This is a genomic window from Klebsiella sp. X1-16S-Nf21, from assembly GCF_002837615.1.
Classification (GTDB): Bacteria; Pseudomonadota; Gammaproteobacteria; order Enterobacterales; family Enterobacteriaceae; genus Klebsiella; species Klebsiella variicola.
This window is the reverse complement of the sequence record NZ_PJDK01000034.1, coordinates 26139-50286: the sequence shown is the minus strand read 5'-3', so window position 1 is coordinate 50286 and position 24148 is coordinate 26139. Positions and strand designations below refer to the sequence as shown.

28 protein-coding genes are annotated in these 24148 nt (G+C 58.8%); 9 read left to right on the top strand and 19 right to left on the bottom strand.

Annotation, left to right across the window (positions count from 1 at the left end; all coding sequences use genetic code 11):
- Window positions 1-99 precede the first annotated feature (99 nt).
- The 17 genes from CW267_RS16520 to CW267_RS16440 all read right to left on the bottom strand — a co-directional run bounded on the left by CW267_RS16520 (window position 100) and on the right by CW267_RS16440 (window position 14452).
- Window positions 100-429 carry a DMT family transporter gene (locus CW267_RS16520; protein ID WP_004204123.1) on the bottom strand — a complete coding sequence of 110 codons (330 nt, stop codon included), beginning with the start codon at window positions 427-429 and terminating at the stop codon, window positions 100-102.
- A 17-nt stretch (window positions 430-446) separates the two neighbouring features.
- Window positions 447-860, bottom strand: a complete 414-nt coding sequence (locus CW267_RS16515) for a DMT family transporter (RefSeq protein ID WP_044613239.1) — start codon at window positions 858-860, stop codon at window positions 447-449.
- 31 nt (window positions 861-891) lie between these two features.
- Window positions 892-1557, bottom strand: a complete 666-nt coding sequence (locus tag CW267_RS16510) for a hypothetical protein (RefSeq protein WP_032731572.1) — start codon at window positions 1555-1557, stop codon at window positions 892-894.
- A 12-nt stretch (window positions 1558-1569) separates the two neighbouring features.
- The gene (locus CW267_RS16505) at window positions 1570-2190 is read right to left on the bottom strand and encodes a phosphate propanoyltransferase (protein WP_023296997.1); all 621 of its coding nucleotides are present in this window, start codon (window positions 2188-2190) and stop codon (window positions 1570-1572) included.
- On the bottom strand, window positions 2187-2585 hold the full coding sequence (locus CW267_RS16500) for a BMC domain-containing protein (protein ID WP_012542988.1): 399 nt from the start codon (window positions 2583-2585) through the stop codon (window positions 2187-2189). Before CW267_RS16500 ends, CW267_RS16505 begins: the two co-directional genes overlap by 4 nt.
- 12 nt (window positions 2586-2597) lie before the next feature.
- A complete protein-coding gene (gene cutD / locus CW267_RS16495; protein WP_022065980.1) occupies window positions 2598-3545 on the bottom strand; it encodes a choline TMA-lyase-activating enzyme in 948 nt (315 codons plus the stop codon).
- Window positions 3546-3630: 85 nt separating this feature from the next.
- On the bottom strand, window positions 3631-7017 hold the full coding sequence (gene cutC, locus CW267_RS16490) for a choline trimethylamine-lyase (protein ID WP_100781589.1): 3387 nt from the start codon (window positions 7015-7017) through the stop codon (window positions 3631-3633).
- 131 nt (window positions 7018-7148) lie between these two features.
- Window positions 7149-8330, bottom strand: coding sequence for a 1-propanol dehydrogenase PduQ (locus CW267_RS16485; RefSeq protein WP_050887428.1), 1182 nt, complete (start codon window positions 8328-8330; stop codon window positions 7149-7151).
- A 17-nt stretch (window positions 8331-8347) separates the two neighbouring features.
- Window positions 8348-8605, bottom strand: coding sequence for a EutN/CcmL family microcompartment protein (locus CW267_RS16480; protein ID WP_004146127.1), 258 nt, complete (start codon window positions 8603-8605; stop codon window positions 8348-8350).
- Between the two features lie 25 nt (window positions 8606-8630).
- Window positions 8631-10232 (bottom strand): acetaldehyde dehydrogenase (acetylating), encoded by a 1602-nt coding sequence (locus tag CW267_RS16475; RefSeq protein ID WP_100781588.1) that lies wholly within the window; start codon window positions 10230-10232, stop codon window positions 8631-8633.
- Between the two features lie 53 nt (window positions 10233-10285).
- On the bottom strand, window positions 10286-10564 hold the full coding sequence (locus tag CW267_RS16470; RefSeq protein ID WP_004146125.1) for a BMC domain-containing protein: 279 nt from the start codon (window positions 10562-10564) through the stop codon (window positions 10286-10288).
- A gap of 12 nt (window positions 10565-10576) precedes the next feature.
- Window positions 10577-10861 carry a BMC domain-containing protein gene (locus CW267_RS16465; RefSeq protein WP_002442227.1) on the bottom strand — a complete coding sequence of 95 codons (285 nt, stop codon included), beginning with the start codon at window positions 10859-10861 and terminating at the stop codon, window positions 10577-10579.
- A 17-nt stretch (window positions 10862-10878) separates the two neighbouring features.
- Window positions 10879-11157 carry a BMC domain-containing protein gene (locus CW267_RS16460; protein WP_012542984.1) on the bottom strand — a complete coding sequence of 93 codons (279 nt, stop codon included), beginning with the start codon at window positions 11155-11157 and terminating at the stop codon, window positions 10879-10881.
- 446 nt (window positions 11158-11603) lie between these two features.
- Window positions 11604-12122 carry a FidL-like protein gene (locus tag CW267_RS16455; RefSeq protein WP_060619706.1) on the bottom strand — a complete coding sequence of 173 codons (519 nt, stop codon included), beginning with the start codon at window positions 12120-12122 and terminating at the stop codon, window positions 11604-11606.
- The gene (locus CW267_RS16450; RefSeq protein ID WP_022065975.1) at window positions 12119-12922 is read right to left on the bottom strand and encodes a winged helix-turn-helix domain-containing protein; all 804 of its coding nucleotides are present in this window, start codon (window positions 12920-12922) and stop codon (window positions 12119-12121) included. The genes CW267_RS16455 and CW267_RS16450 overlap by 4 nt, the downstream gene beginning before the upstream one ends.
- 21 nt (window positions 12923-12943) lie before the next feature.
- A complete protein-coding gene (locus CW267_RS16445) occupies window positions 12944-13528 on the bottom strand; it encodes a TetR/AcrR family transcriptional regulator (protein WP_022065974.1) in 585 nt (194 codons plus the stop codon).
- 141 nt (window positions 13529-13669) lie between these two features.
- On the bottom strand, window positions 13670-14452 hold the full coding sequence (locus CW267_RS16440; protein ID WP_012542981.1) for an NAD(P)H-dependent oxidoreductase: 783 nt from the start codon (window positions 14450-14452) through the stop codon (window positions 13670-13672).
- A gap of 86 nt (window positions 14453-14538) precedes the next feature.
- On the opposite strand from CW267_RS16440, the gene CW267_RS16435 reads away from it, so the two are divergent.
- Together CW267_RS16435 and fosA are read left to right on the top strand one after the other, a co-directional pair.
- Window positions 14539-15447, top strand: a complete 909-nt coding sequence (locus tag CW267_RS16435) for a LysR family transcriptional regulator (protein WP_012542980.1) — start codon at window positions 14539-14541, stop codon at window positions 15445-15447.
- On the top strand, window positions 15441-15860 hold the full coding sequence (gene fosA, locus CW267_RS16430; protein ID WP_032756137.1) for a FosA5 family fosfomycin resistance glutathione transferase: 420 nt from the start codon (window positions 15441-15443) through the stop codon (window positions 15858-15860). Before CW267_RS16435 ends, fosA begins: the two co-directional genes overlap by 7 nt.
- A gap of 72 nt (window positions 15861-15932) precedes the next feature.
- On the opposite strand, the gene CW267_RS16425 is transcribed toward fosA, so the two are convergent.
- Window positions 15933-17345, bottom strand: coding sequence for a PLP-dependent aminotransferase family protein (locus CW267_RS16425; protein WP_008807600.1), 1413 nt, complete (start codon window positions 17343-17345; stop codon window positions 15933-15935).
- 177 nt (window positions 17346-17522) lie between these two features.
- Between CW267_RS16425 and CW267_RS16420 the strand changes: the two genes are divergently transcribed.
- The 4 genes from CW267_RS16420 (at window position 17523) to CW267_RS16405 (ending at window position 20445) form a co-directional block, all read left to right on the top strand.
- On the top strand, window positions 17523-17687 hold the full coding sequence (locus CW267_RS16420; RefSeq protein ID WP_008807599.1) for a DUF1127 domain-containing protein: 165 nt from the start codon (window positions 17523-17525) through the stop codon (window positions 17685-17687).
- A 165-nt stretch (window positions 17688-17852) separates the two neighbouring features.
- Window positions 17853-18317, top strand: coding sequence for a MarR family winged helix-turn-helix transcriptional regulator (locus CW267_RS16415; protein WP_008807598.1), 465 nt, complete (start codon window positions 17853-17855; stop codon window positions 18315-18317).
- A 6-nt stretch (window positions 18318-18323) separates the two neighbouring features.
- Window positions 18324-19391 (top strand): HlyD family secretion protein, encoded by a 1068-nt coding sequence (locus CW267_RS16410; protein WP_022065029.1) that lies wholly within the window; start codon window positions 18324-18326, stop codon window positions 19389-19391.
- Window positions 19381-20445, top strand: a complete 1065-nt coding sequence (locus CW267_RS16405) for a DUF2955 domain-containing protein (RefSeq protein WP_008807596.1) — start codon at window positions 19381-19383, stop codon at window positions 20443-20445. Before CW267_RS16410 ends, CW267_RS16405 begins: the two co-directional genes overlap by 11 nt.
- 2 nt (window positions 20446-20447) lie before the next feature.
- On the opposite strand, the gene CW267_RS16400 is transcribed toward CW267_RS16405, so the two are convergent.
- The gene (locus CW267_RS16400; RefSeq protein ID WP_008807595.1) at window positions 20448-21362 is read right to left on the bottom strand and encodes a LysR substrate-binding domain-containing protein; all 915 of its coding nucleotides are present in this window, start codon (window positions 21360-21362) and stop codon (window positions 20448-20450) included.
- A gap of 363 nt (window positions 21363-21725) precedes the next feature.
- On the opposite strand from CW267_RS16400, the gene CW267_RS16395 reads away from it, so the two are divergent.
- Genes CW267_RS16395 through CW267_RS16385 form a run of 3 tightly spaced genes read left to right on the top strand, consistent with a single transcriptional unit; the run spans window position 21726 to window position 23993 of the window.
- Window positions 21726-22409: a nucleoside recognition domain-containing protein gene (locus CW267_RS16395; protein ID WP_008807594.1), complete on the top strand. Its 684-nt coding sequence runs from the start codon at window positions 21726-21728 to the stop codon at window positions 22407-22409.
- Window positions 22402-22869 carry a YjiG family protein gene (locus CW267_RS16390; protein ID WP_008807593.1) on the top strand — a complete coding sequence of 156 codons (468 nt, stop codon included), beginning with the start codon at window positions 22402-22404 and terminating at the stop codon, window positions 22867-22869. Before CW267_RS16395 ends, CW267_RS16390 begins: the two co-directional genes overlap by 8 nt.
- Window positions 22870-22889: 20 nt before the next feature.
- Window positions 22890-23993: a M20 peptidase aminoacylase family protein gene (locus tag CW267_RS16385; protein WP_023322017.1), complete on the top strand. Its 1104-nt coding sequence runs from the start codon at window positions 22890-22892 to the stop codon at window positions 23991-23993.
- The last annotated feature ends 155 nt before the right edge of the window (window positions 23994-24148 follow it).

The following is a 24148-nucleotide window of genomic DNA, read 5'->3' as shown; positions in this document are numbered from 1 at the left end:
TATGCAGGCAGCCACCAACGACGGGGATAGGTAACGATAACGTTTCTGTTCATCTTTTTATCCTGCCACGAAATCACGGCGGGGTAAACCCGCCTCGTATTACATGGTCGAGAAGACGTTCATGATCACGCCGCCGGAGATAATCAGCGCCATGGCGATAATGGCCGCCAGGTCCGGTTTCTGCTTATAGAGGATCATGGAGCAAATCGTCACGCCGACGATACCGAAGCCGCACCACAGCGAGTAGGCTACGCCCACCGGAATGGTGCTCATCGCGCGGGTGAGGGCGAAGTAACACAGGCCGTAGGCGCAGACCACCAGCACCGAAGGCGCCAGTTTGCTGAAGCCGTTGGTTTTTTTGATCATCGAGGTGCCGGTGATTTCGGAGCCGATAGACAGCGCCAGCCATAAAAATCCGAGATTAAACATAGGGTATTCCTTTCCTGTTAGTTAGCGATGTTCTTATCCATGGAGGCGACTGGCGCGGCGGGCGCGGGCTCTTCGCTCGCTTCGGAACCCATCTTCGAGAACAGGTTCATGATAACGATGCCGCTGGCGATCACCGCCATGCCGATGATGGCGGCGGTATCCGGATGCTGGCCGTAGAATGCCATTCCCAGCGTCGAGACCACCAGGATACCGGTTCCGGACCAGGTGGCGTACGCCAGGCCGACCGGGATATCTTTCACCGCCCTTGAGAGCGAGTAATAGCAGGTGCAATAGAGCGCAATCAGCAATACGAGCAGCAGCATTTTTGTGCTGCCTTCGCTGCTACCGAACATTTTTAACGTCGAGGTTGCCGAGGTTTCGGAGAGGATAACCAGCAGCATCCATAACCAGCATTTTGTTTTCGAAGACATCGTTAAGCTCCAGGTTCATAGTTGGGTAAGGTCATATCTTTCTGTTTTTTAAATAATCAATGGCCGCATCGGTCAGTTGCGCGTGCGGGGCCGCCGCCAGCGCCGGATTATTCACTATGTCTGTGACGGTGAGATAACGGCGCGGTTCGCTGCTGGCGGCAGGCGCGGTGGGCGCGTCCAGCGTCGCCAGCAGCTCATTCATGGTGCCGAGGAAGACGCCGCAGGCTTCCAGGCGAGTCAGCGTGGCCTGCAGATGCCCGGTATAGGCGCTGTCGGCCTGCGCCCCGCGCAACTGGTTGAGTTCGCTGAGCGGATCGCAGTGGTAGCGCAGCGCCAGCACGGGAATACCCGCCAGCAGCGCCTCGTGCGCGCAGCGGGCGAGCGGGCTGCGCAGCGTGCCGTTCAGCAGGTCTGAAGCCAGCGGGTAATCGAGAAACGGTAGCAGTACCGCCCGCCACGGCGCTGACGGCAGGGCATCCTGCCAGGCCGATGACGGGATAATCTCGCCCACCTCCCGCCACGCGGCGGCGTCGGCGAGGCCCTCCTCCAGCGCGAGGCGCAGCGGGTAGCCGCAGCTTGCCAGGCGCTGGCGGATTGCCGTGCGGTAGCCGTCAGCGGCGGTCACCATCACCAGTACCGGCGGGCGCAGGCGCTGTAAAATTCGCGCGACTAAACCTTCAATCTGTTCGTCGGTCATGGCGAGCCTCCGTTAGCCGATGAGCGTCACCTGCGCGCCGTTTTTCAACCCGGCGGCATTGGCTTCTTCGGTATCGATGTGAAACTCCAGCGCGAAGTCATCGCGCACCCGCACCACCACTTCATCGAAAGTCAGCTGACGCTTGCCGTTGCTGCGCACGCTGACCTTCTGGCCATTGCTAACGTTGAGCTGGCGCGCGTCCTGCGGCGACATATGAATATGCCGCCAGGCGCAGATCACCTGCGAATGGAGTTCAACGTGGCCTGCGGGCCCAATCAGCAGCGCGCTACCGGCATTATCCAGCTGGCCGGACTCACGAACCGGCGCCTTAATCCCGAGCGTGAAACAGTCGGCGCGCGATACTTCCAGCTGCGATACCGGGCGGGTCGGCCCGAGGACGCGGACGTTGGTCAGCGAGCCTTTCGGCCCGACAACGGTCACGCACTCCTGGGCGGCGAACTGCCCCGGCTGGCGCAGCGGTTTGAACGGCGTCAGGCTGTAGCCTTTGCCGAATAGCGCCTCGACGTCCTGTTGCGCGAGATGGACGTGGCGGTTGGAGATCCCCACCGGGATCGCCGGCGCCGTTGCGCTCAGGCGGGCGGCGATTTTTTCGCGAACCAGGGTGTCGATCATGACTTCTTCCCTTTCTTCAGCGCCGGATGTTTATCTTCCGTTTCGTTCGGGGCGGCAGGGGGGACGATGGGTTCCGGGGCGGCGATAACCACCGGTTCGGCCGCTTTTTTCGCAGGCGGCGGGTTGCCTTTGAGGTTGCTTAACGCTTCAACCACACAGCGCTCCGGGCGGGCAATCACCAGCGACTTCACGGTGTGCTCGGCGCCGGCCACCGCCACGCCGCGTTCAATGGCGGTGTGGATGGCGCTGATCTCCCCTTCAAAGCAGACGCTCACCAGCCCGGAGCCTGGTTTGCGATAGCCAATGCAGGTCACTCCCGCAGCTTTACAGGCGGCGTCGACGGCCTGAATGGCGGCGACCCATCCTCGCGTTTCAATTACGCCTAAACTTTTCATGGTCGGCTCCTGTTAATGGCGGACTAAGCGAATATCAAAATCAAATTGCCGGAAGAAGGTTTCCAGCCGGTCCAGTTCGTCCGGTGAATAAGACGGGTCCTGGGTAATCGGGTAGGGCATATCCAGGCGTTCGTACTTTTTGCGTCCCAACTGGTGGTACGGCAGCATGTCGATGCGGCGGATATTCCCGCGCTTCGCCAGCTTCTGTACGTAATCAATGGCGCCGGTAATGGCGTCGAATGAGTCGTTGTAGCCGCGAATGAGCGGCATACGCACAATGACGTTGGCGCCGGAATCCACCAGCCATTCGAGATTGCGGCGGATCCCTTCGTTGCCGATGCCGAGCATCGCCCTGTGGTGATCGCTGTTAATCTGCTTTATGTCGAATAAGAAGGTGTCGGTGACCGGCGCCAGCTTCTGGTAGTTGGCAAGCGGGGTGGTGCCCTGGGTTTCGACGGCGGTGTTAATCATCATCTTTTTGCATTCGCTGAATAAGGCGACGGCAAAATCGGTCTGCAGGCTCATCTCGCCGCCGCCGATGGTGACGCCACCGCCGGAGGAGATGTAGAAGTCGTAGTCCTGCATGATGATCTCCATCAGCTCGCTGACGGTGACGTCCTTGCCCATAATGTCCAGCGCGTTCTGGGTGCAAATCTCTTCGCATTTGCGGCAGCCGATACAGTCTTTATTGCGGTCGACGAAGTGCTTCATTTCGCCGTTTTCTTCCGCCCGATAATGAATACCCGCCGGACAGACGCTGACGCAGTCGCCGCAGTTAATGCATTTGTCGTGCGAGAACATCACCTGGAACTGGCTGTTCAGCCCTTCCGGGTTGGCGCACCACGGGCAGCGAATGTTGCAGCCCTTAAAAAACACCAGCGTGCGAATGCCATCGCCGTCATAGATCGAATATTTCTGGATATTGAAAATTCGGCCCGTTAATTCTTGTTTTGCGATCACGCTTGCCTCCCGCTCCGTCCCGTTACGGGACGGAGAACTTCCGGTTATTTCTCAAATACAGCTCATTTAATTCTCTTTAAGAGAACTAGAACTTCTCAATCACCGTACGGCTGATGATCTCGTCCTGGACCTCTTTGCACAGCTCGACGAAGTAAGCGCTGTAGCCGGCGACGCGGACGATCAGGTCGCGGTATTTCTCCGGCTCCTGCTGCGCCTTCTTCAGCACTTCGTTATCGACATAGCTGAACTGCATCTGGCCGTTGCCGAGAATCGAGGCGGTACGCAGCAGGGTAATCAAGCCGTGGCGACCTTCCGGGGTATCCAGCAGTCCTTTGAGGAACTTGAAGTTGTGCACCATGCCGATGTTCATGGTTTCCACATTCATCTTGCTGACCGACTTGATAATCGCCGTCGGGCCTTGTTTATCCGCGCCCTGGGTCGGGCTGATGCCGTCGGAGAGCGGCATCCACGCCAGGCGGCCGTTCGGCGTGGCGTTGGTCAGCTCGCCGATTGGCGTGTTGTTGGAGATAGACAGGGTGCCGTGGCTGAGGGTCGAGTAGAGCATTTTGTACTTACGGCACTCTTTCTCGGTCCATTCGGTAATATCCAGCGCGTACTGGTCGACGTAGTTATCGTCGTTACCGTATTTCGGCGCGTTCAGGCAGTCGCGGCGCAGCGCTTCGTAACCTTCAAAGTTGGCCAGCAGCGCATCGCGGATCTGCTCAAGGGTGTATTTCTTCTCTTCGAACACCAGCTTGCGGATCGCCGCCATCGAGTCGACGTAGGTCGCCAGGCCGGAGAAAATCAGCCCCGGACCGTGGTTGACCATCGCGCCGCCGGCGGCGACATCTTTGCCGCTCTCCATGCAGCCTTCCACCAGCAGCGACATCAGCGGTTTCGGCGCCACATCGCGGTGGACGCGCTGGCTGATGACGGTGCCGATGGCCGACAGGCGCACGATATGGGCGATCTGCTGTTTCACCGCCGCGTCGAATTCGTCGAAGGTGCGCAGGTCGCGCAGGTCGCCGGTATCCAGCCCCTGATAGCTATCGAACAGCACCATCCGTCCGCGGTTGAGCACGAACTCGATAGCAATAGGCCACTGGGTGTAGCCGGTGGAGGTCCACTGGTAGATGCGCCCGGATTTCTGCGGCTCAACGCAGCCCATCAGGCAGTAATCGCGGGCGTCTTCAAAATCGAAGCCTTTGCGCAGCATCATCTTGATGTGGGAGTCATCGAAGTGGCAGGCCGGGAAGCCCATTCCCGCTTTCACCACGTCGACGATTTTTTCCATGTATTTCTGCGGCGACTGGTTGTGGATACGGCAGGCCAGCGACGGCTGGTAAACCTTCACGAAGCGCACGGCGTCCATAATCAGATAGGTCAGATCGTTACAGGCATCGCCGCCGCTACGTTTCTGGCCGCCAACGGTGAGGTTGATAAACGGCTGATAACCCGCGAAATATTTCGCGCCCAGCTCGCTCGACATCCACATCAGTTCGGCACATTTGATGATGAACGCCTGCAGCAGCTCCAGCGCGGTGTCGTGGGTCAGGCGGCCTTCGCGGATATCGGCTTCGAACATCGGGTAGCAGTACTGGTCGACGCGTCCCAGCGACAGCCCGGTCTGGTTCTCTTCGATTTCAAACAGGGATTCGACGGTCCAGATACTCTGCAGCGCTTCCTGCAAGGTCTTCGGCGGATTGGCCGGCACGTTTTCGTTGACGTCGGCGATGGTCAGCAGCTCGGCGCGGCGCTGGGCGTTTTGCTCTTTAGCCGCCAGTTCGCGGGCATGGGCGGCGATGCGGCGGGCGTAGTTGACCACCCCTTCACAGGTTTCAATCGCCGCTTTGTAGTAGTAAATGCGGTCGATATCTTCTGGGTTTTCCATGCTCAGGCTGGCCAGATGCGCCTCGGCATCGGCTTTAATGCCGTTCATCCCTTTGGTGAACAGCAGAACGTCGTAGCCCGGGCAGGTATCGCCGCCGCCGTTAATCTGGTGATAGGAGAGGTCGCTGACGAAGGTCTCGCCGCTGAAGGCCCAGACTCCAGCCTCACGGTATTGCGCTTCGCAAATCTCATCCAGCGAACGGCCTTCCCAGAATGGGACGATCTCTTCGCGAATGGTTTTTTTATCTGCTTCGCTGATTTCAAACGGATCCTGCGGGCGGGTGCTCATGGTGTCGAGCTCGTCGCGCACCCAGCGCCAGGCGATATCCGGCGAGAAGGCGCCCGCGCGCGGCTTGCCGCACGGATGGCCGACGATCAGCTCATCATCCTGAATCAGAATCGGCGCGGTTTCGCAGGCGTGGCGGAAAGCTTTCGCCCGCAGCAGAATGGTCGGCATGCCCGGGTTGGCTTTGACCACTTCGGTAAAGGCCAGCGCGCGATAGATAGAGACGCTCGGGCGTACCGTCAGGTAGTGGTTACGCAGGCGCTGCATGCGCGGGGTTAAGCCTTCCATCACCGGCGTGTCGGCGCAGGCGGCGAACGGCGCGTGGCTGACCGGCTGTACGCCGCTAAACAGGCGCACCGGCAGATTCAGCGCGCTGAGGTTGCGCTGGGCGCTGATAAACATGGCGGAGAGTTCGTTCACTTCAGCATGGTCAAAAGCGGCGCCGCGCAGCATGGCGTCGAGCATCGGATAGCCGTCAATGGCGCAGGCGGCGCGGACTTCGCTTAGTTCCGCCAGCTTGAACCACAGGCACTCCACGATTTCATAGGCCTGCTGGGTATTCAGCGCGCCGCTGTTGATATCGCGTTGGAAGTAAGGCAGTAGCGCGATATCCGCCCCTTGCGGGTTAACCGCATAGCTGCCGTTGTCCAGCTGTAGCGCCAGCTGGAACAGATAGAATGCCTGGCAGGCTTCTTTGAAATTACGCGCCGGATGAGCCGGAACGTGGTGCAGAATGGCCGCGCTGTCGAGCAGCTCGGCTTTGCGATAAGCATTGGTTTCCGCGGCCGCCAGCTGTTCGGCGCTGTTGGCCAGATTTTGCGCCAGCGCCAGCAGGGCGTCGCAGGCGTAGATGGCGGCGCGGCAGCCGTTGACTTCATCCATACCGCTGCGGCTAACGGCGCTACCGAGTGCGCGAGTTTTCTCTTCTAACTGGTGTTTAATCGCCAGCACGCCTTTTTCGACCACCAGTTTGTAGTCTGGTGAATCCAGATCGCTGTTGAGGTTGAGGAACTGGAACGCGGATGGGCGATGCGCGGCGCTTTCATCATGGAAAATCGCCCCGTGCGGTTTACGGGTCTGGTTACCGACGATCAGCTCGTCGGCGCTGATGGTCAGCGGCAGCTGGCGCATCAGTTCATAGAAGCGGCGCGCCGGTTTAACGGCGGCGGGAACGCCCGCGATGTCGCCATCAAGAGCGTTCAGTGTGGTGGCATGTTCGGTGCACAGCGTGCTTTTCTGGGCGAGTAAACGGTCTGCCAGCACTTTTACGCGCGGCGTTAAGTTGTAGTGTGCCATGAAGTATTCTCCAGATGTTCTTTTTCCGCGGCTGATGACAACCCGGTTGTGGATACAGTGTCCGTTTCTGCCGGGTGGCGGCTGACGCCTTACCCGGCCTGCAAATAACCCAGCGATCACCCGGTTATCTGTTACCCGTAGGCCCGCGCAAGCGGAGCGCCGCCGGGCGATGTCTGTTGTCCATGCCACGCCTGGCGATAAAGTTCGGTTAACGCGTTAGCGTCTGGCGCGCGTGGGTTGGTCGGAGTACAGCTGTCGCGCAGCGCCTGGCCGACCATCTCCGGCAGGCGGCGCTCGAATTCAGCCGCCGCGATGCCGGTGTCGCTAATGCCGGAGGGCATGCTCATCTCTTCTTTTAACGCCTGAATGGCGACCAGCAGGCTGGCGACGCCCTGGCGTGGCGAGGCGGCAGGCAGATCCAGCAGATGCGCCAGACGGGCATATTTATGCGCCGCGAGGGTGTCGCACTGGCCGTCGACATCGGCGTTCCAGGCGACGACGTGCGCCATCAGCAGGGCGTTGGCGCGGCCATGGGGCACGCGGAAGACGCCGCCGAGGGCGTGTGCCAGGCTGTGGGTTATCCCCAGCGAGGCATTGGTGAAGGCCATGCCCGCCATGCAGGAGGTGTTGTGCATCTTTTCGCGCGCCAGCAGGTTGTCGCCGCTGCGCCAGCAGGTCGGCAGATAGCGAAATACCTGCTGCACCACTTTCTCCGCCAGCGCGTCGGAAAAGTCGCTGGCGGCGCGGGAGACGTAGGCCTCAAGGGCGTGACACAGCACGTCCATGCCGGTGTCGGCGGTAATTGCCGGCGGTACCGAAGCCACCAGCGCCGGGTCAAGAATGGCGATATCCGGCAGCAGCGACGCATCCACCAACACCAGCTTCTCCGCGTTGGCTTTCACCACCGAAAAGGCGGTGACTTCCGAACCAGTGCCGCTGGTGGTGGGGATGGCGACAAAGCATGGACGCGGCCGGTTAGCCTGCGGACGGGTTTGCGCCAGGGAGAAAATAACCGCTTTGGCGGCATCGATTACCGAACCGCCGCCGAGCGCGATAACCAGATCCGGATAGTGGTTATCCATCAGCTTCATGCCGCGCACCACGGTGGCGATATCCGGATCGGCCACCACGTCGTCCCACACCTGCCAGGCGATCCCGCGCTGGCGCAGCAGGGCGGTGACGCGCTCGGCGAGGCCAAACTTCACCATCGCTTGATCGGTTACCAGCAGCACGCTGCGGGCGGAGAGTTCGTTCAGCACCGAGAGGGCGTCCTGACCGAAGCAAATCCGCGGTTTCAGTAAAAATTCACTCATTGGGCTATTCACTCCTGTTAGGCGTCCCGAAACACGTTCTCGACAATGGCGACCACCGACATCGCTTTGTAGCGCTCTTTATTGAGCGCGAAGTACTCTTCCGCCAGCACGATGTCGTGCATGCCGGCGCCGACGTTATCGACGGCGACCCAGGTCTGGTCCTTCATCGGCTGCTGATTGTCATCCAGTCGGGTGACCAACAGCAGGTTGCTGCCGCGCAGCTCATCGCATTTCTGCGTGGCGACGACATGGCCGGTTACCTTTGCGAGAATCATCGTTTTATCGCCTTATATCAGTGCGTTACTTAGCAAGGCGCTCCAGCACCTGGCGGATAACGCGTTCCACGTTTTGCTCGTTGATTTCGCCTTCCATGCTGGCGGCGCCTGCGCTGGCGAAACGGTCATCGCTGCCTGCGGATCGCGCTGGCGCGGCGTTAGCCGGGGCGTTGAAACGCAGGTCATCAAGAATGCTGCGCTGCGGATCGCTCGCCGGAGAGACGATGGTCGGCTGTGGTTCAGGGCGGCTGCCCGGGGCGCGAAGCTCGTCGATCGACCGCACGCCGTAGCCGACTTTGCGGATATTGAGCAGGTTCATCGGGCCGACGTTGTCGGAGCTGGAACCGCCGCCGACCGCGCCGCAGCCGAGGGTCAGCGCCGGGGAGATGTTGGTAGTCGCGCCGATACCGCCGAGCGCCGCCGGAGTATTAATCAGAATGCGATTGACCGGTTTTTCGAGGCTGAACTGGCGGATGACGTCCTGATTACGGGTGTGGATCACCAGCGTATGGCCGAGTCCTTCGTTGGTCAGCAGCTCCACCACGCGGTGGCAGGCGGCTTTCCAGTCTTCTGCCACGTACAGGCCGAGCACCGGGCACAGTTTTTCGCGCGAGTAGGGGTTTTTCGGCGATACGGTGGTCTGTTCGGCGATCAGTACTTTAGTGCTGGCCGGGACACAGAAGCCCGCCATCTGGCTGAGGTACAGCGCGGTTTTGCCGACCACTTTCGGGTTGATGGTGCCGTTCGGGCGCAGCAGCAGCGCCGCCATTTTCGCCGCTTCATCTTCATTCATAAAGTAGGCACCCTGCGCTTCCAGCTCGCGGTGAACCTCGTCGTAAATGCAGCCTTCGACGATGATCGACTGCTCGGAGGCGCAGATCACCCCATTATCGAAGGTTTTGCTGGTGATGATATCTTTCACCGCGTGGTGGATATCGGCGCTGCGTTCGATAAACGCCGGGCCGTTGCCCGGGCCGCCGCTGATGGTTGGGGTGCCGGACGCATAGGCCGCACGCACCATGCCTTCGCCGCCGGTGGCGAGGATCAGCGACACGTCTTTGCTGTGCATCAGCTCAGAGGTGGCTTCGAGCGTCAGCTGGGTGATGCCGTCGACGCTGCCTGCCGGCGCGCCGGCCGCTTCCGCCGCGCGTTTGACGATTTCAATCGCCTTCCAGCTGCACTGACGCGCGCCCGGATGCGGGGAGAAGATAATGGCGTTGCCGGCCTTGAGGGCGATCAGCGCTTTGTAGATAACCGTAGAGGTTGGGTTCGTTGAGGGGACCAGCGCGCAAATGACGCCCAGCGGCACGCCCACGTCCATCACTTTTTTTACCGGGTCGTCATGAATGATGCCAACGGTCTTCATATCTTTGATGGCGTCGTAGACGCGCAGCGAGGCGAAACGGTTTTTCAGCACTTTGTCCTGCCAGTTGCCAAAACCGGTCTCTTCCGCGGCCATTTTCGCCAGCGCTTCGGCGTGGTGCGCTGCTTCCTGGGCCACGTTTTTCACGATGGCGTCGATTTGCTGCTGCGAAAAGGTGGCCAGCATCGCCTGCGCCTTTTTGGCGTTGCGCACCAGTTCCCGCGCGTTCTGCCGGGACTGCAAATCGTTATCCAGTTCAATCATGAGTCTATCCTTCATCAGACGAAAAGAGTGGAGACGGGGCGCGCCCTGTCAGGTCATGCTTTGTGCTGCGCCGCGATTTTTTCGATGTCGTTATGTGGACGCGCAATGACGCGAGAGCTGACGACTTCGCCGATGCGTTTCGCCGCTTCCACGCCGGAGTCGACCGCTGCGTTGACCGCGCCGACGTCGCCTTTCACCATCGCGGTGACCAGGCCGGAGCCGACGTTTTCATAGCCAATCAATTCGACGTTGGCGGCTTTGCACATCGCATCCGCGGCTTCAATACAGGCCACCAGACCTTTGGTTTCGATAAGACCAAGCGCTTCTTTCATCAGGTTTCTCCGTTAGTCCGCAATTTTGTAATGCGAGACGATTTTGTTGATGTCGTTATGCGGACGGGCGATGACCAGCGAGGTCACCACTTCGCCGATGCGTTGTGCGGATTCAACGCCGGAATCGACTGCCGCTTTTACCGCGCCGACGTCGCCTTTCACCATGGCGGTGACGAGGCCGGAGCCGACGTTTTCATAGCCGATAAGCTCGACGTTGGCGGCTTTACACATCGCATCCGCCGCTTCAATGCAGGCCACCAGACCTTTGGTTTCAATCAGACCTAATGCATCACCCATTTGCGTTCTCCTGGCCTTCAGGCCTTGTGTTTAATGACGATTTTGTTGATGTCGTTATGTGGACGCGCGATGACCAGCGAGGTCACCACTTCGCCGATGCGCTGCGCGGATTCCACACCGGAATCCACCGCCGCTTTTACCGCGCCGACGTCGCCTTTCACCATCACGGTGACCAGGCCGGAGCCGACGTTTTCATAGCCGATCAGTTCGACGTTGGCGGCTTTACACATCGCGTCCGCTGCTTCAATACAGGCCACCAGACCTTTGGTTTCGATAAGCCCCAATGCATCACCCATCGTGATCTCCTCCAGAACAGGTTTTGTTATTCGGGAAAACCGTCCGCGTAACGGCATCAACACGCGGAAGCGGCGTTCGGGGTTCACTATAGGGAATGGGGAAGGAAGTGAAATTTAAATCCGTGTAGATGAATATTTTAGGTTTTTACTCTGTGATTTAGCTTTATTTAAACTTATTTTTATCTGTTCGTTCTTTTTTATGCGTATTGATTTTTATGATGATATGGCGCTTTTTTAGGCTATTTATCGGCGGGAGATGAATGTTAATAAGATGTTAATTACTTGCCAGCGGTTAGTAATATAGCCGCGTGATAATTGTGGGTATGCTCATGTTTTGGCGTCGAAGCTAAATGCAAAACGTGCGCTTTTAGCATCGTGGAAAGAGGGGGCAATAATGGAGCGTGAGCGAGGGCGCATTTTCCTCGCGGCGGTTCAGGGGGGACGGGTTAGTTAAGCGTGCTGCCGGACTTCAGCGTGCAGATGTAGAGCGGCGAGTTGATAGAGCTCAGCAGGATAGCTTTGTCGTTAAGCTTTTGTGCGTTGAGGAACAGGCCGTCATGGCTGTCGGACATTTCGCGCATGAAGTAGTCGAAGATGACATTCGGCGATTCGTCGATGGATGAGGCGCTGGATTCCCACTTTTTGATGCGGTAGTGGCGTTCGGTTGCCGAGATGCGTTGGCTGGTGTAGCTGAATTTGACGTAGCGCTGCAGGTAGAGCCAGCCGGCGGCAGAATCGGTATAGCCTTCCACCACCATCGAACCGTTGCCGTTAGCGGCAAAGTTAAAATGGATATTGCCGTTCACATTCTCTTTTTCCATGTTTTCAAAACGCATGATCGCTTTGGTGGAGCAGCTCATCACGCCATCGTTGGCATCTGGCAGCAGGCGCCAGACGCTAAAACCGGCGGCGGCGACAAACGTCAGAGCGGAAAGGGCGAAAAAGGGGCGGGGCGCGAGTTTCATTGCGGCTTCCAGGAGTAGTAAAAGTAGTTATCGCAATAGCTAAACGGGTTGTCCTCGTGCATCGCGCAGTGGGCGAGAAATACCCGGCCCAGGCCGTTAGTCTCCAGCCGGTCGCCGTAGAAGAAAACGAAACGCTCCCCCGGCTTGCAGCCGAGCTTCAGCCGCTGACGCACCTCATCGAAATTCTTAGCGTAGGCCGTGGCGGAAACCGAACGCAGCATTTCATCGCTGGCCAGCAGTTCGCACTGGCTGTGGTTCATCAGCGTCAGATTGATCGGTCGGGCGACGTGGGTACCGGCAAAAGTGAATGCCACCAGCAGCAGGGCGATGATCAGCAGACAGCCGCCGGCCAGATACCAGCACATTCCGCGCGCATGTGGCGAATCGGTGGGCGGCGTTGTCGCCGCCGGGGGGACGGTTTCAGCAGCCCTCTCGGGTGGGTTAGCGGCCTCGGTAAGCGCCGGCCCGGCATCGAGCAGTTCAATACTCAGATCCTGGTTCAGCTGCAGCATGCCGCGCGACACGGTGACGATAATGTTATCGATATCGTAGTGGCGGAAGGTTTTGCGCAGCATACTCAGGTATTGATTGAGGTTGCTGTTGGAAGAGGTTAAGCCGTTATCATCCCAGACTTTTTTTAATACTTCATCGCGGCTGACGACGCCGGTATGGCGGAGAAAAAAATAGAGTAGCGCGCTGGCGGTGATGGATAGCTGGCTATCCGGTTCATCGCTGCCGGGCAGGGTAAGCGTGCCGTCCGTTGCATCATAAATGAGACGGGCATTGATGTTATAGCGCATCGCGGCCTCACTCTATTCGCTTCACGCGGGAAGCGTCATTTTGGTCAGATCGTTCACCAGCGACTGGCGGTGTTCATTGCTCATGGTGCGCCCTTCGGTCAGTTCCGATAACCAGATGCCGTCGGCCGCGTAGCGTACCAGCGTGCCGGTCGGGCCGTTATCCAGCGCATCGCCCTGCGCCAGGTGATCCAGCATCCAGTCGCGCCAGCATTTTCGCAGCACCGGCTCGTCCGGCATCGCCAGCGACAGCACCATCAACTGGCGGCTTTCGTGAGTGTCCGTCAGCTCCGGGTTGGACAGATAGCGCAAATAGGCGCGGGTAAAGCGCCCGTAAGCGATGTTATCGGCGGCCATCAGTTCGCTAATCGCCTTTTCCATGATCGCCAGCAGCCGGGCGAACAGGGCGAAAATCAGCGCCTGCTTATTGGGAAAGTGATGCAGGAGGCCACCTTTGCTCACGCCAGCCTCGCGGGCGACGGCGTTCAGCGACAGGGCGGCGATACCATCCCGGCCGGCAATCATCGCTGCCGATTCAAGCAACTGACGGTGGAGACGGACGGGATCTTTTTTACGATGCTGGGCTTCCATATTCATGGCCGGAATCATACCGACCAGACGGTATGATTATTCTTGATCGCTATCAATATGAGAGGTGGCTTCGTGCGACGGGATACCGTTAATGCGTGGAGGCTCACAAATTGTCATATTAATGAACGCGATAACCCGGATGGGCTATCGCGTTGAGGTTTATTTCGTTGCCAGATGCACCGCCAGGCCGCTTTGCCCCGGCGCCAGCTCCGGGCGCAGCGTCAGCGACGGGATCAGATAATCGCCATGATTCTGCCGGCGGAATGGAATGGGCTCGGTTTGCCACAGCGTGTCCAGCCGCTCGGCCAGCGTGGCGCACTGGTCGGCGAATTGCCCGGCATCGGTTTTATCCGTGCGGTAGAACACCAGCGGCGGAAGCACCTCAAAGCCGGGATAGAACAGCATACCGTGCTGAATGGGGAACAGGATGTCGTCGATGGGGCCATTGATCCCGCGCGGTGAATAGTGTTCCGCCCAGCCGCCGGCGGTGACGATCAGCATCGCCCGTTTGCCGACGAAGGTGCCTTCCCCATAGCGATCGCCCCAGTGGCGGTCGCTGTGCTCGCCGACGCCATAGGCAAAGCCCCAGGCGTACACCCGGTCGATCCAGCCCTTCATGATGGCGGGCATTGAGAACCACCACAGCGGGAACTGGAAAATCACCGTATCGGCCCACAGCAGCTTTTCCTGCTCGGCTGCGATATCCGCACTTTGGGTGCCCTGGGCAAAGGCCTGTTTGGAATCGAGGGTCGGCCGCCAGAACTCGCCGACCGGCGGGGCGCCGCTGTCATCGGCGTCATACCCGGCCTTCCAGCGCATGGCGTAGAGATCGGAGACTTGCACTTCATGCCCGGCCTGCTGCAGATGGCGGACGGCAAAATTTTTCAGCGCGCCATTAAGCGAGCGCGGTTCCGGATGGGCGTAAATCAGCAGTACTTTCATAACATCACCTCTGGCGTATGGAGAGCTGCAGAGTAGGAAAGCTGACGCTATAGTAGAAATTAATTACTTAAATTCCAGGTATAGCTGTGATTAATTTACATCGTCTGGATCTTAATCTGCTGCGCACGCTTGATGTGCTGCTCAGTGAAAATAATGTCACCCGGGCGGCGCAGCGGCTGAATCTGTCGCAGCCCTCGGTGAGCATTCAGCTCGCCAGGCTGCGGGAGATTTTCGCCGACCCGCTGCTGATGCCGGGTCCGCGCGGCATGCAGCCCACCGCCCGCGCCGATGAACTTCGCCAGCCGCTGCGCGCAGCGCTAGCCGCACTGGAGCAGGCGGTGGCGCCGGTGGCGCCTTTTGATCCGGCGACGGCGGCGGAGACCTGGCGGGTGGCAGCGACGGACTATATGGCCTCGGCGATCCTCCTGCCGATGCTGGGCAGGCTACGGCTGGCCTCTCCCGGCAGTCGGCTGGCGGTGTTCGAGCTACAGCCGGCGCGGCTGGAGCAGCAGGCGGCCAGCGATACAGTAGATCTCTTCTTTCATACCCGCGAGGGCGCGCCGCCGGGGCTACATCAGCGCCTGCTGTTTCGCGAACGCTATGTGCTGGCAGGCCGGGCGGAGCATCCGGCGCTGCGGCCTGGGCTTAGCCTGGAAACGTTCTGTCAGCTGGAGCACGTGATCGTCTCCCCGGACGGGGGCGGCTTCAGCGCGGCGACCGATACCGCGCTGGCGAATCTTGGCCTGGCGCGGCGGGTTGTCCTTTCCGTGCCACATTTCCTGTTTATGCTGGAGACCCTGCGCAATAGCGATCTGGTGGCGGTGCTGCCGGAGCGGCTGGTGCGCGGGCAGAGCGGGCTGGAAGTCGTCGAGCCGCCACTGGCGGTCGCCGGCTTTGAGATGCTGATGCTGTGGCACGAGCGCTGGCACCGCGACCCGGCGCATCAATGGCTGCGTCAGTTCATTGTGAATTCACTGGAGGAACAGACATGCTGAGTGGACTGAATCACCTGACCCTGGCAGTCAGCCAGTTGGCGCCGAGCGTGGCGTTTTATCAGCAACTGCTGGGCATGACGCTGCACGCCCGCTGGGACAGTGGCGCCTATCTCTCCTGCGGCGATCTGTGGCTGTGCCTGTCGCTGGATCCGCAGCGGCGCATCACCCCGTCGGAAGAGAGCGACTACACCCATTATGCGTTTAGCATTAGCGAGGCGGATTTCGCCAGCTTCGCCGCCCGCCTGGAGGTTGCCGGCGTGGCGGTCTGGAAGCTAAACCGCAGCGAAGGCGCCTCGCACTATTTCCTCGATCCCGATGGCCACAAGCTGGAGCTGCACGTCGGCAGTCTCGACCAGCGGCTGGCCGCCTGCCGTGAGCAGCCGTATAAGGGAATGGTGTTTTTTGACCAGTGAAGCTGATTTGCGGACGCGGGGTAACCCGTAGCCCCGGTAAGCGCAGCGCCACCGGGGAGAACAGGTTAAACTTCACTCCATCGCCACCTTCACCGCTTCTCCCAGCTTCACCATCACCGCTTTATGTTTCTCGGTCGGCGGCAGGGCGCAGTTGATCCTGACGCAGTTGCGATACTTGCCCGCTGCCGAAAACAGCGAGCCCGGCGCGACCTGGATCTTCAACCGGCACAGCTGTTTGGCGACGCAGACCATATCCACCTGCTCCGGGAGCTCCACCCACAGCATAAAACCACCTTTTGGCCGGGTGACGCAGATCCCGCAGGGGAAAAATTCCCGCAGCCAGCAGGTGTAGATCTCCATATTACGCTGATAGATCTGCCGCATCCGCCGCACGTGACGGTGGTAGTGGCCTTCGCGAATAAAATTGCAAGCCGCCAGTTGGGTTGAAGGGACGTTAGTGCCGCTGGCGGCGTACTTCATCTGTAGCAGCTTGTCGTAGTAGCGCCCGGGCGCTATCCAACCGATGCGCAGGCCGGGGGCGATGGTTTTGGTAAAAGAGCTGCAGAGCATCACCCGGCCGTCGATATCCCAGGAGTGAATGGTGCGCGGGCGAGGGTACTCGGTGGCCAGCTCGCCGTAAATATCATCCTCGAAAATCACGATATCGTGGCGCTGGGCCAGGTTCAGCACCGCGCGCTTGCGAGCGTCCGGCATGATAAAGCCCAGCGGGTTATTGCAGTTTGGCACGAGGATCACCCCTTTGATCGGCCACTGATCCAGCGCCAGCTCCAGGGCCTCAATGCTGATCCCGGTTTCCGGATCGGTAGGGATCTCAATGGTCTTTAATCCCAGTCCGCGCAGCATCTGCATCGTGCCGTAGTAGCAGGGAGATTCCACCGCCACGATATCGCCAGGCTGGCATACCGACAGCAAGGCCAGAGACAGCGCGCTATGGCAGCCGCTGGTGAGCACCAGATCGTCAGCCGTCACTACCGAGCCGCCGTCAAGCATCAGACGGGCGATCTGCTCCCTCAGCTCGCGGCGCCCGGCCAGCTCGTCATAGTTCAGCACTTCGCTGAGGTTATGCTGGATCGCCCGGCTCAGTTCGCGCCAGATAGGCTTCAGGCTTGGCTGTGTGACATCCGGCGAGCCGCCGCCGAAGGGGATAATCGATTTATCGTAGCGGGCGTCGAGCATGGTCAGCACCTGATCCCACTGGGTGATCTCCACCGGGCGCTGTACCGGACGCGACATCGGCGGCACCGGCGGCTGGGCCTTGCGGGGGGCAACGAAATAGCCCGATCGCGGCTGCGGTACGATCATCTGCTGCTGCTCAAGCAACTGATAGGCCTGCTGGACGGTGCTGATGCTGACGCCATGTTCCTGGCTCAGGCTGCGCACCGACGGCAGTTTTTCGCCGTGGCGATACAGGCCCTGTTCGATGCGTTCGGCCAGCAGCGTAGCGAGATGTTGGTAGCGGGTCATGCTGTATCCTTAATTTCCGCCATACAGATGGAATAACCAGTACAGATTGGCGTAAAAATTGGGCTCTGGTGTACGTTTTAGCTAATCTGTATGTTAAAGAAAAGCGTTTTGTGAATCTGTATTCCTTGGCCCCAAATCCGTGAAGATAAAGCCTCTGGCAAGGTGAGGAGGTAGAGGATGGAATTTCACGAGAACAGGGCAAGACAGCCATTTATCGGTTTCGTACTGCTGGTGCGGTTTATCAAAAAATGGTGGCTTCAGGAGCAAACGCGCAGAGCTTTGCAGCGAATGAGCGACGAACAGCTGAAAGACATCGGCCTGCGTCGGGATCAGATCAATTAAAAAGTGCGGTTTTTTTCAGGCATCATTCCTTCTTTGCCCCGGTAAGCGCTGGCGACGCCGGGGAATACATTCACGAAATTTATCAATTGATGCGGCGCGATCGTCCGTTTCTTGATACTTACCCTGATAAGTATTATTTTCTTCTCAACAATGAGAGGAAAACCTGTGACCGAAGACGACCTGTTTGCCCGCCGCCCGTTGGGGATGAGAATGGCCATGGTGGTGCGCCAGTGGCGCGCCATTATTGACTCCGCTATCACCGATACCGGACTCACCCAGTCCAGCTGGACGGTGTTGATGCAACTGCATCAGCTGGGAGACAACGTCTCGGTCAGCGAACTGGCGGAGGTGCAGGGAATTGAACTGCCGCCGCTGATGCGCACCCTCTCGTTACTGGAAAAGCAGGGCTATCTGGTGCGTTCTACATCGCCATATGACAAACGCATTCGCCTGCTGACGCTGACCGCCGAGGGGCGGGCGATTCTGGAAAAACTGAGCTGCGTGATCGAGACCTATCAGGAACGCGTGACTCAGACCATCCCGGAGGCCGACCTCGCCACCTTCAGCGCCACATTAAATCAAATCGCCTGCCGTTTGCGGAATATCCGCGAAGAAGATAACAAGATCTAACACACTATGATGACGCCTGAACAAAAATTTGCCCGCTGGGTACGGGTGAGTATTGCCGCTTTTCTGGGAATATTCGCCTGGTTTATCGTTGCCGATATCTGGATCCCGCTGACGCCGGACTCCACCGTCATGCGCGTGGTGACCCCGGTTTCGTCGCGGGTCTCCGGCTATGTCTCGCACGTTTACGTGCACAACAACAGCCAGGTGAAAAAGGGCGACCTGCTGTATGAGCTCGACCCAACGCCATTCATTAATAAAGTTGAAGCGGCGGAGATCGCCCTCGAGCAGGCGAAACTGAGCAACCAGCAACTGGATGCACAAATCGCCGCCGCCCGCGCCAACCTGCGCACCGCACAGTACACCGCCCGTAACGATAAGGTCACGCTCGATCGCTACCAGCGCCTGAGTACGATGCAGAACGTCTCGCAGTCCGACCTCGATAAGGTGCGGACCACCTGGCAGACCAGCGAGCAGTCGGTCTCGGCGCTGAACGCGCAGATCCAGAACCTGCTGATCCAGCGCGGTGAGCGCGACGATAAGCGCAACGTCACTCTGCAGAAATACCGTAATGCGCTGGAGGAGGCGCAGCTGAACCTGGCCTGGACCCAGGTGCGTGCCGAAACTGACGGTATGGTCAGCAACCTGCAGCTTAACCCGGGGATCTACGCCACCGCGGCGACGGCCGTGCTGGCGCTGGTCAACAACAATACAGATATCGTCGCTGACTTCCGTGAGAAGAGCCTGCGCCACACCGCGGTAAACACCGATGCAGCGGTGGTCTTTGATGCCCTGCCGGGGCAAGTTTTCCCGGCGCACGTCACCAGCAGCGATGCCGGGATTCTGGCGGGGCAGGAGGCGGTGAACGGCCAGCTGTCGCAGCCGGAGCAGTCCACCCGCTGGGTGCGCGACGCACAGCGCATGCGCATTCACGTCGCGCTGGATCAGCCGCTGGCGAAACCGCTGCCGACCGGCGCCCGCGCCACGGTGCAGCTGTACAATAGCGAGGGACCTTTCGCCCGCACCTTCGCCGGCCTGCAGATCCACCTGGTGAGCTGGTTGCACTATGTCTATTAATACCCTGGCGCACGTCTTTACGCCGCACGGCAATATCGTCTACACGGCGAATGATTTTCGCCAGACGGTGCGTATCGCCGTGGCCGGGACGATTGCGCTCAGTATCTCCACCTTCTACGACGTGCAGTACGGCGTATTTTTTGTGGTGTATCCGCTGATGCTGATGTCGCTGGTGCCGGTGTTCAACCGCCATGTCGCCCGCCAGTTTGTGTTCAGCGCGGCGGTGAACTGCGTCGAAATGGTATTGATTGTCGGCTATTTGTCACAGTGGCCGGTGATCATGACGTTGGTAGTGTTTGCCCTGTACGTGATGCGTTTCCGCTTTATGAGCCAGGGGCCGCTGTTTCTGCTGGGGTCGATGGGCGTGGTGTGCCAGAGCACGATGCTCAACTTTATGAGCTATCCCACCAGCAACTGGCACACCCTGATGTTCTCCAATATGGAAGCCTGCGTGCTGGCGGTGGCGCTGAGCGCGCTGCTGCATTACCTGATCCCGGACGTCGAACCGCGCAAGCCGCCGCCGCGCATTGAAAAAGACGCCGCCCGCATTCGCCACGAGTCGCTGCTCTCCGGTACGGTCGCGACGATCATCTTTGTGGTGTTCCAGATCTGCGATCTCAGTGACTCGCTGTCGGCGCTGATGGCCGGGATCCTGATCCTGTTTCCGATGCACTATCGCGGGGCGGTGATCAGCTCGATCTGGCGCGTCGTCGGGGTGGTGCTGGCCTGTCTCTATATTCTGGTGGTGCAACTGATCATCTATGATTTCAGCAACCACATGATCCTGATGATGCCGCTGATTGGTCTCGGGCTGGCCTTCAGCGCCCGCCTGCACGTGATGGAGAAAGTGGGCGCCGGGGTGGGCTTCGCCAGCATCACCACCATCGGCATTATGTTCGGCCAGAATCTGCATCCCTATCAGGATCTGGTATTCAGCGACCTGTACCGCATCACCTCGGTGACGGTCTCGCTGGTGGTGACGCTGACTCTGGTCTTTCTCATGCACCGTCTGCTGAACTGCTTTGCGGCGACGCGCTTTGTGGTGAGCGAATAGGGTCACACCGTCATCGCCCGCTGCGCATCGCGAAAGGCGTTATGGAGTAAGCGCCACATATGGTGCGCGGCGGGGGGAAAGCGGCGGTTCGAGTTGCGTAATAAGTGGCATTGGGCGCTGCTGGCGATCGGATGATCGATGGGGACCGCCTTTAGTATGCCGTGAGCGATTGCTTCCCGGGCGGCGAATTCGGTCATGAAAGAGATCCCCAGACCGGCCTGGCTCAGGCTCATGGCGGTGGAAAAGAGGTTGCAGCGATAGGCCGGATGAAACTGCCGCCCGGCGGTTTTAAACATGGCGTTCATATGGCGCTGTAGGCCAAAGCTTTCTGTCAGGGCGATCAGGCGATATTGCGTCAGCTCATCGATGGTCACCATCGACTGTCGCGCGATGGGATGCTGCGGAGAGACCACCGCGCAGATGGGCCCCCACTGGAAGCTGTGGCGTTTAAGCTCCGGATTGCCGATGGGGCCGAAGGCGACCGCCATATCCGCTTCACCGCTGGCGATATCGTTGAGCATCTCCTGCATATTGCCGACGCTAATATCAACGAATACGTTCGGCCACGACTGCGAAAACGTGCTCATCACCGACTCGATAAAGGTCGTCACCAACCCCCCGCCAATTCTCACAGAGATGGTGCCGCCACGCATATGGCGTAAATCCTTTAGATGACTCTCCAGCTTTTCCCGCCGCTGGCGGCTTTCGTGGTAATCCTCGGCCAGCAAACGTCCGGCTTCAGTGAGCGCCACATTGCGCCCCTGTCGCTCCAGCAGAGGGAGTTCCAGCGTTCGCTCCAGCTGCGCTATCTGGCGGCTGATAACCGACGGATTAATCCCCAGAATATCAGCGGCCCGCCGAATGCCCCCCTGGATCCCGACTTCGTACAGATAGCTCATGGGACGTTCGTGTAACATCCTGTCTCCCTCCTTTGTTGACTTCAGGTCAACAATAACATCCTTTACCAGACATTTATCATCCCGGCTAGTTATAGATAATCGTGATTCAGGTACATAACAGACAAGGGGAGTCACGGAACGGATTAACTGCCATGGCAATAAACCAGTACCACCGGTGGTTGCCAATAATAAGATATCGATATGCCAGTAAAAAGATAAATAAGTGAGGTATATGCCTGTTGCCGGCTTTTCGGGAAAAGAGAGGCACCTTATTTATTGATGGGTGTTTTACGTCAAAATAATCAATGCCAAAACCAATACATTGAAAAGCGTCCAAATGGCAAAAGACCAATAAGATATTTCATAATGTGAGGACAGGGTATGAGTGAAAATAAAACGTTGGAACGTTCCTCCGACGACGCGACAAATGAGTGGCGGGTAGGGCCTGGGGCATGGATCTCGCTGGTGGTGGTGTTATTAGTCTTCTCCGGGCTGCTTTTTAAAGTGGAAGGGATGGCCTGGCTGGGGGCTTTCGACTTTACCACCCTCGGCGGCGCATTTGGCACGATGAAGACCCCGGAAACTAACACTTTTATCGGCAGCGGCGGCATCAGCGCCAAGGCCGGTTTCTTGTTTGCGCTGTCGCTGGTCCCTACGGTGATGCTGGCGCTGGGGTTGCTGGAAATCTTTACCCATTATGGCGCGATACGTGCAGCGCATAAGCTGCTGACGCCGTTGTTACGCCCGTTACTGGGGATCCCGGGTTATACCGGTCTGGCGTTAATTACCGACCTCCAAAGCACCGATGCCGGGGCCGCGTTGACCAAAGAGCTGTATGACAGCAAAAAAATTAGTCGGAAAGATGTGGTAATTATGGGGGCATGGCAATATTCCGGCGCCGGTCTGATCAATAACTATTTCTCCATTGGCTCAGCGCTTTTCGCGTCGTTAACCATCCCTATTATTATTCCGCTGCTGTTAATGTTTGTGCTGAAATTCGTTGGCGCGGCAATCACCCGTCTGGTTTTGAATACGGCCTATAAAGGGGATTTTGATAATGAGTAATTCGGCAAAAGTGGCCAGTAATCCGTTTGATATTTTTGTTATCGGTGCACGTAAAGGATTTAATATTGCCATAAACAACCTGATGCCGAATGTATTAATGGCATATGTGATCGCCGAAATGCTTAATTTGCTCGGGGTGATGCAGTTGATAGGCCAGGTCTGCGCGCCGCTGATGGGCCTGTTTGGCTTACCGGGCGAAGCGATTACCGTGCTGCTCACCTCCTGGCTTTCCGCCTCGGCGGGGACGGGAGTGGCGGTGAGCCTGTTGAGTAAAGGCACCCTCAACGTGGCGGACGTCACCATCCTGATCCCGGCCATCTTCCTGATGGGTTCGCAACTACAGTATATGGGGCGGCTGCTTGGGGTGGCGGATGTACCGAAAAAATACTGGCCGCTGCTGATGGCGGTGAGCATTATCAACGCCGTCATCGCCATGCTGGTCATGCGCGTGATGGCATAATGAAAGGCAAGGAGTCAGTTGTGTCGCGAACGTTAGAGCATTTCAATTATCTGCACCAAATACCTGAGCTGGGCTTTGAGGAGTACAAAACCTCGGCTTACATCGGCGACGCCCTGGCGGCGGCAGGGTTCCGGGTTCACCGCAACGTTGGCGGGACTACCGGGATTGTCGCCGAAATCGATAGCGGGGAACCGGGGCCAGTGGTGGCGCTACGGGCAGATATGGATGCGCTGGGCCATATTATCGATGGCCGCTTAGAGGCCCGTCATACCTGCGGTCATGATGGCCACTCTTCGGTGGTATTAACCGCCGCCGAAGAGATCCTCGCCGAGGGGCTGGTAAAGCGTGGGAAGTTAAAAGTGCTTTTTCAGCCTGCTGAAGAGCTGGGGACGGGCGCGATCGCTTTAACGGAGGCCGGGGTACTGGATGACGTAGAGATGCTGTTCGGCTTCCATCTCCGGCCGCTGGAAGAGTGTCCGATGGGCCAGGCGGTACCGGCAATGTACTATTCCGCTTCGGCGACGGTGATGGTGGATTTTCACGGCAAAGCCGCTCACGCCGCTCGTCCGCATCTGGGCATTAACGCGCTGGATGCCGCCTCGCATGCAGTACAGGCGGTGAACGGTATCCATCTGGCGCCGTCGCTTACCTGGAGCGCGAAAGCGACGCGCTTTCTTTGCGATGCGGGCGTCACCAATTCGGTGCCGGCGAAAGCGCACGTTTGTTGGGATCTGCGCTGCGAGGAAAATGACGGCATGGCGACACTCAAAGAACGCGTGGTCAGGGCTATCGAGAGTAGCGCAGCAGCATATGGCGCCAGCGTCGACATCCGGGTAGTCAAAGAGATGCCGGCGGCGATTATCGACGCAGAAGCCACGGCTATCATAAGCCAGGCAATATGCGAAACCTTTGGCGAGGCGGGCTTAACGGCCGCGAAGAGTACGCCGGGCAGCGAAGATTTTTTCCACTATTTGCGTCTGCGCCCGGCGGTGAAAGGTGGCTTCTGGGGACTGGGCTGCAACCTGCTGCCGGGCCTGCATCATCCGGAAATGCATTTCGAGCGCACCGCGCTGGCGGATGGCGTGCGGGTATTCAAATCCTGCGTTCGCCAGCTGTTGGGCTGAAGCTAAGCTGCCAGCCCCCGGGTAGCGGCTTACGCCTTACCCGGGCTACGGTTGGGCATTTTGTCGGTAGCCCCGGTAAGCGTAAGCGCTACCGGGGAAGCGTCCCGGATGTCGGCTAACGCCTCATCCGGGCTACCGCGGTGCGCATAGGCAGC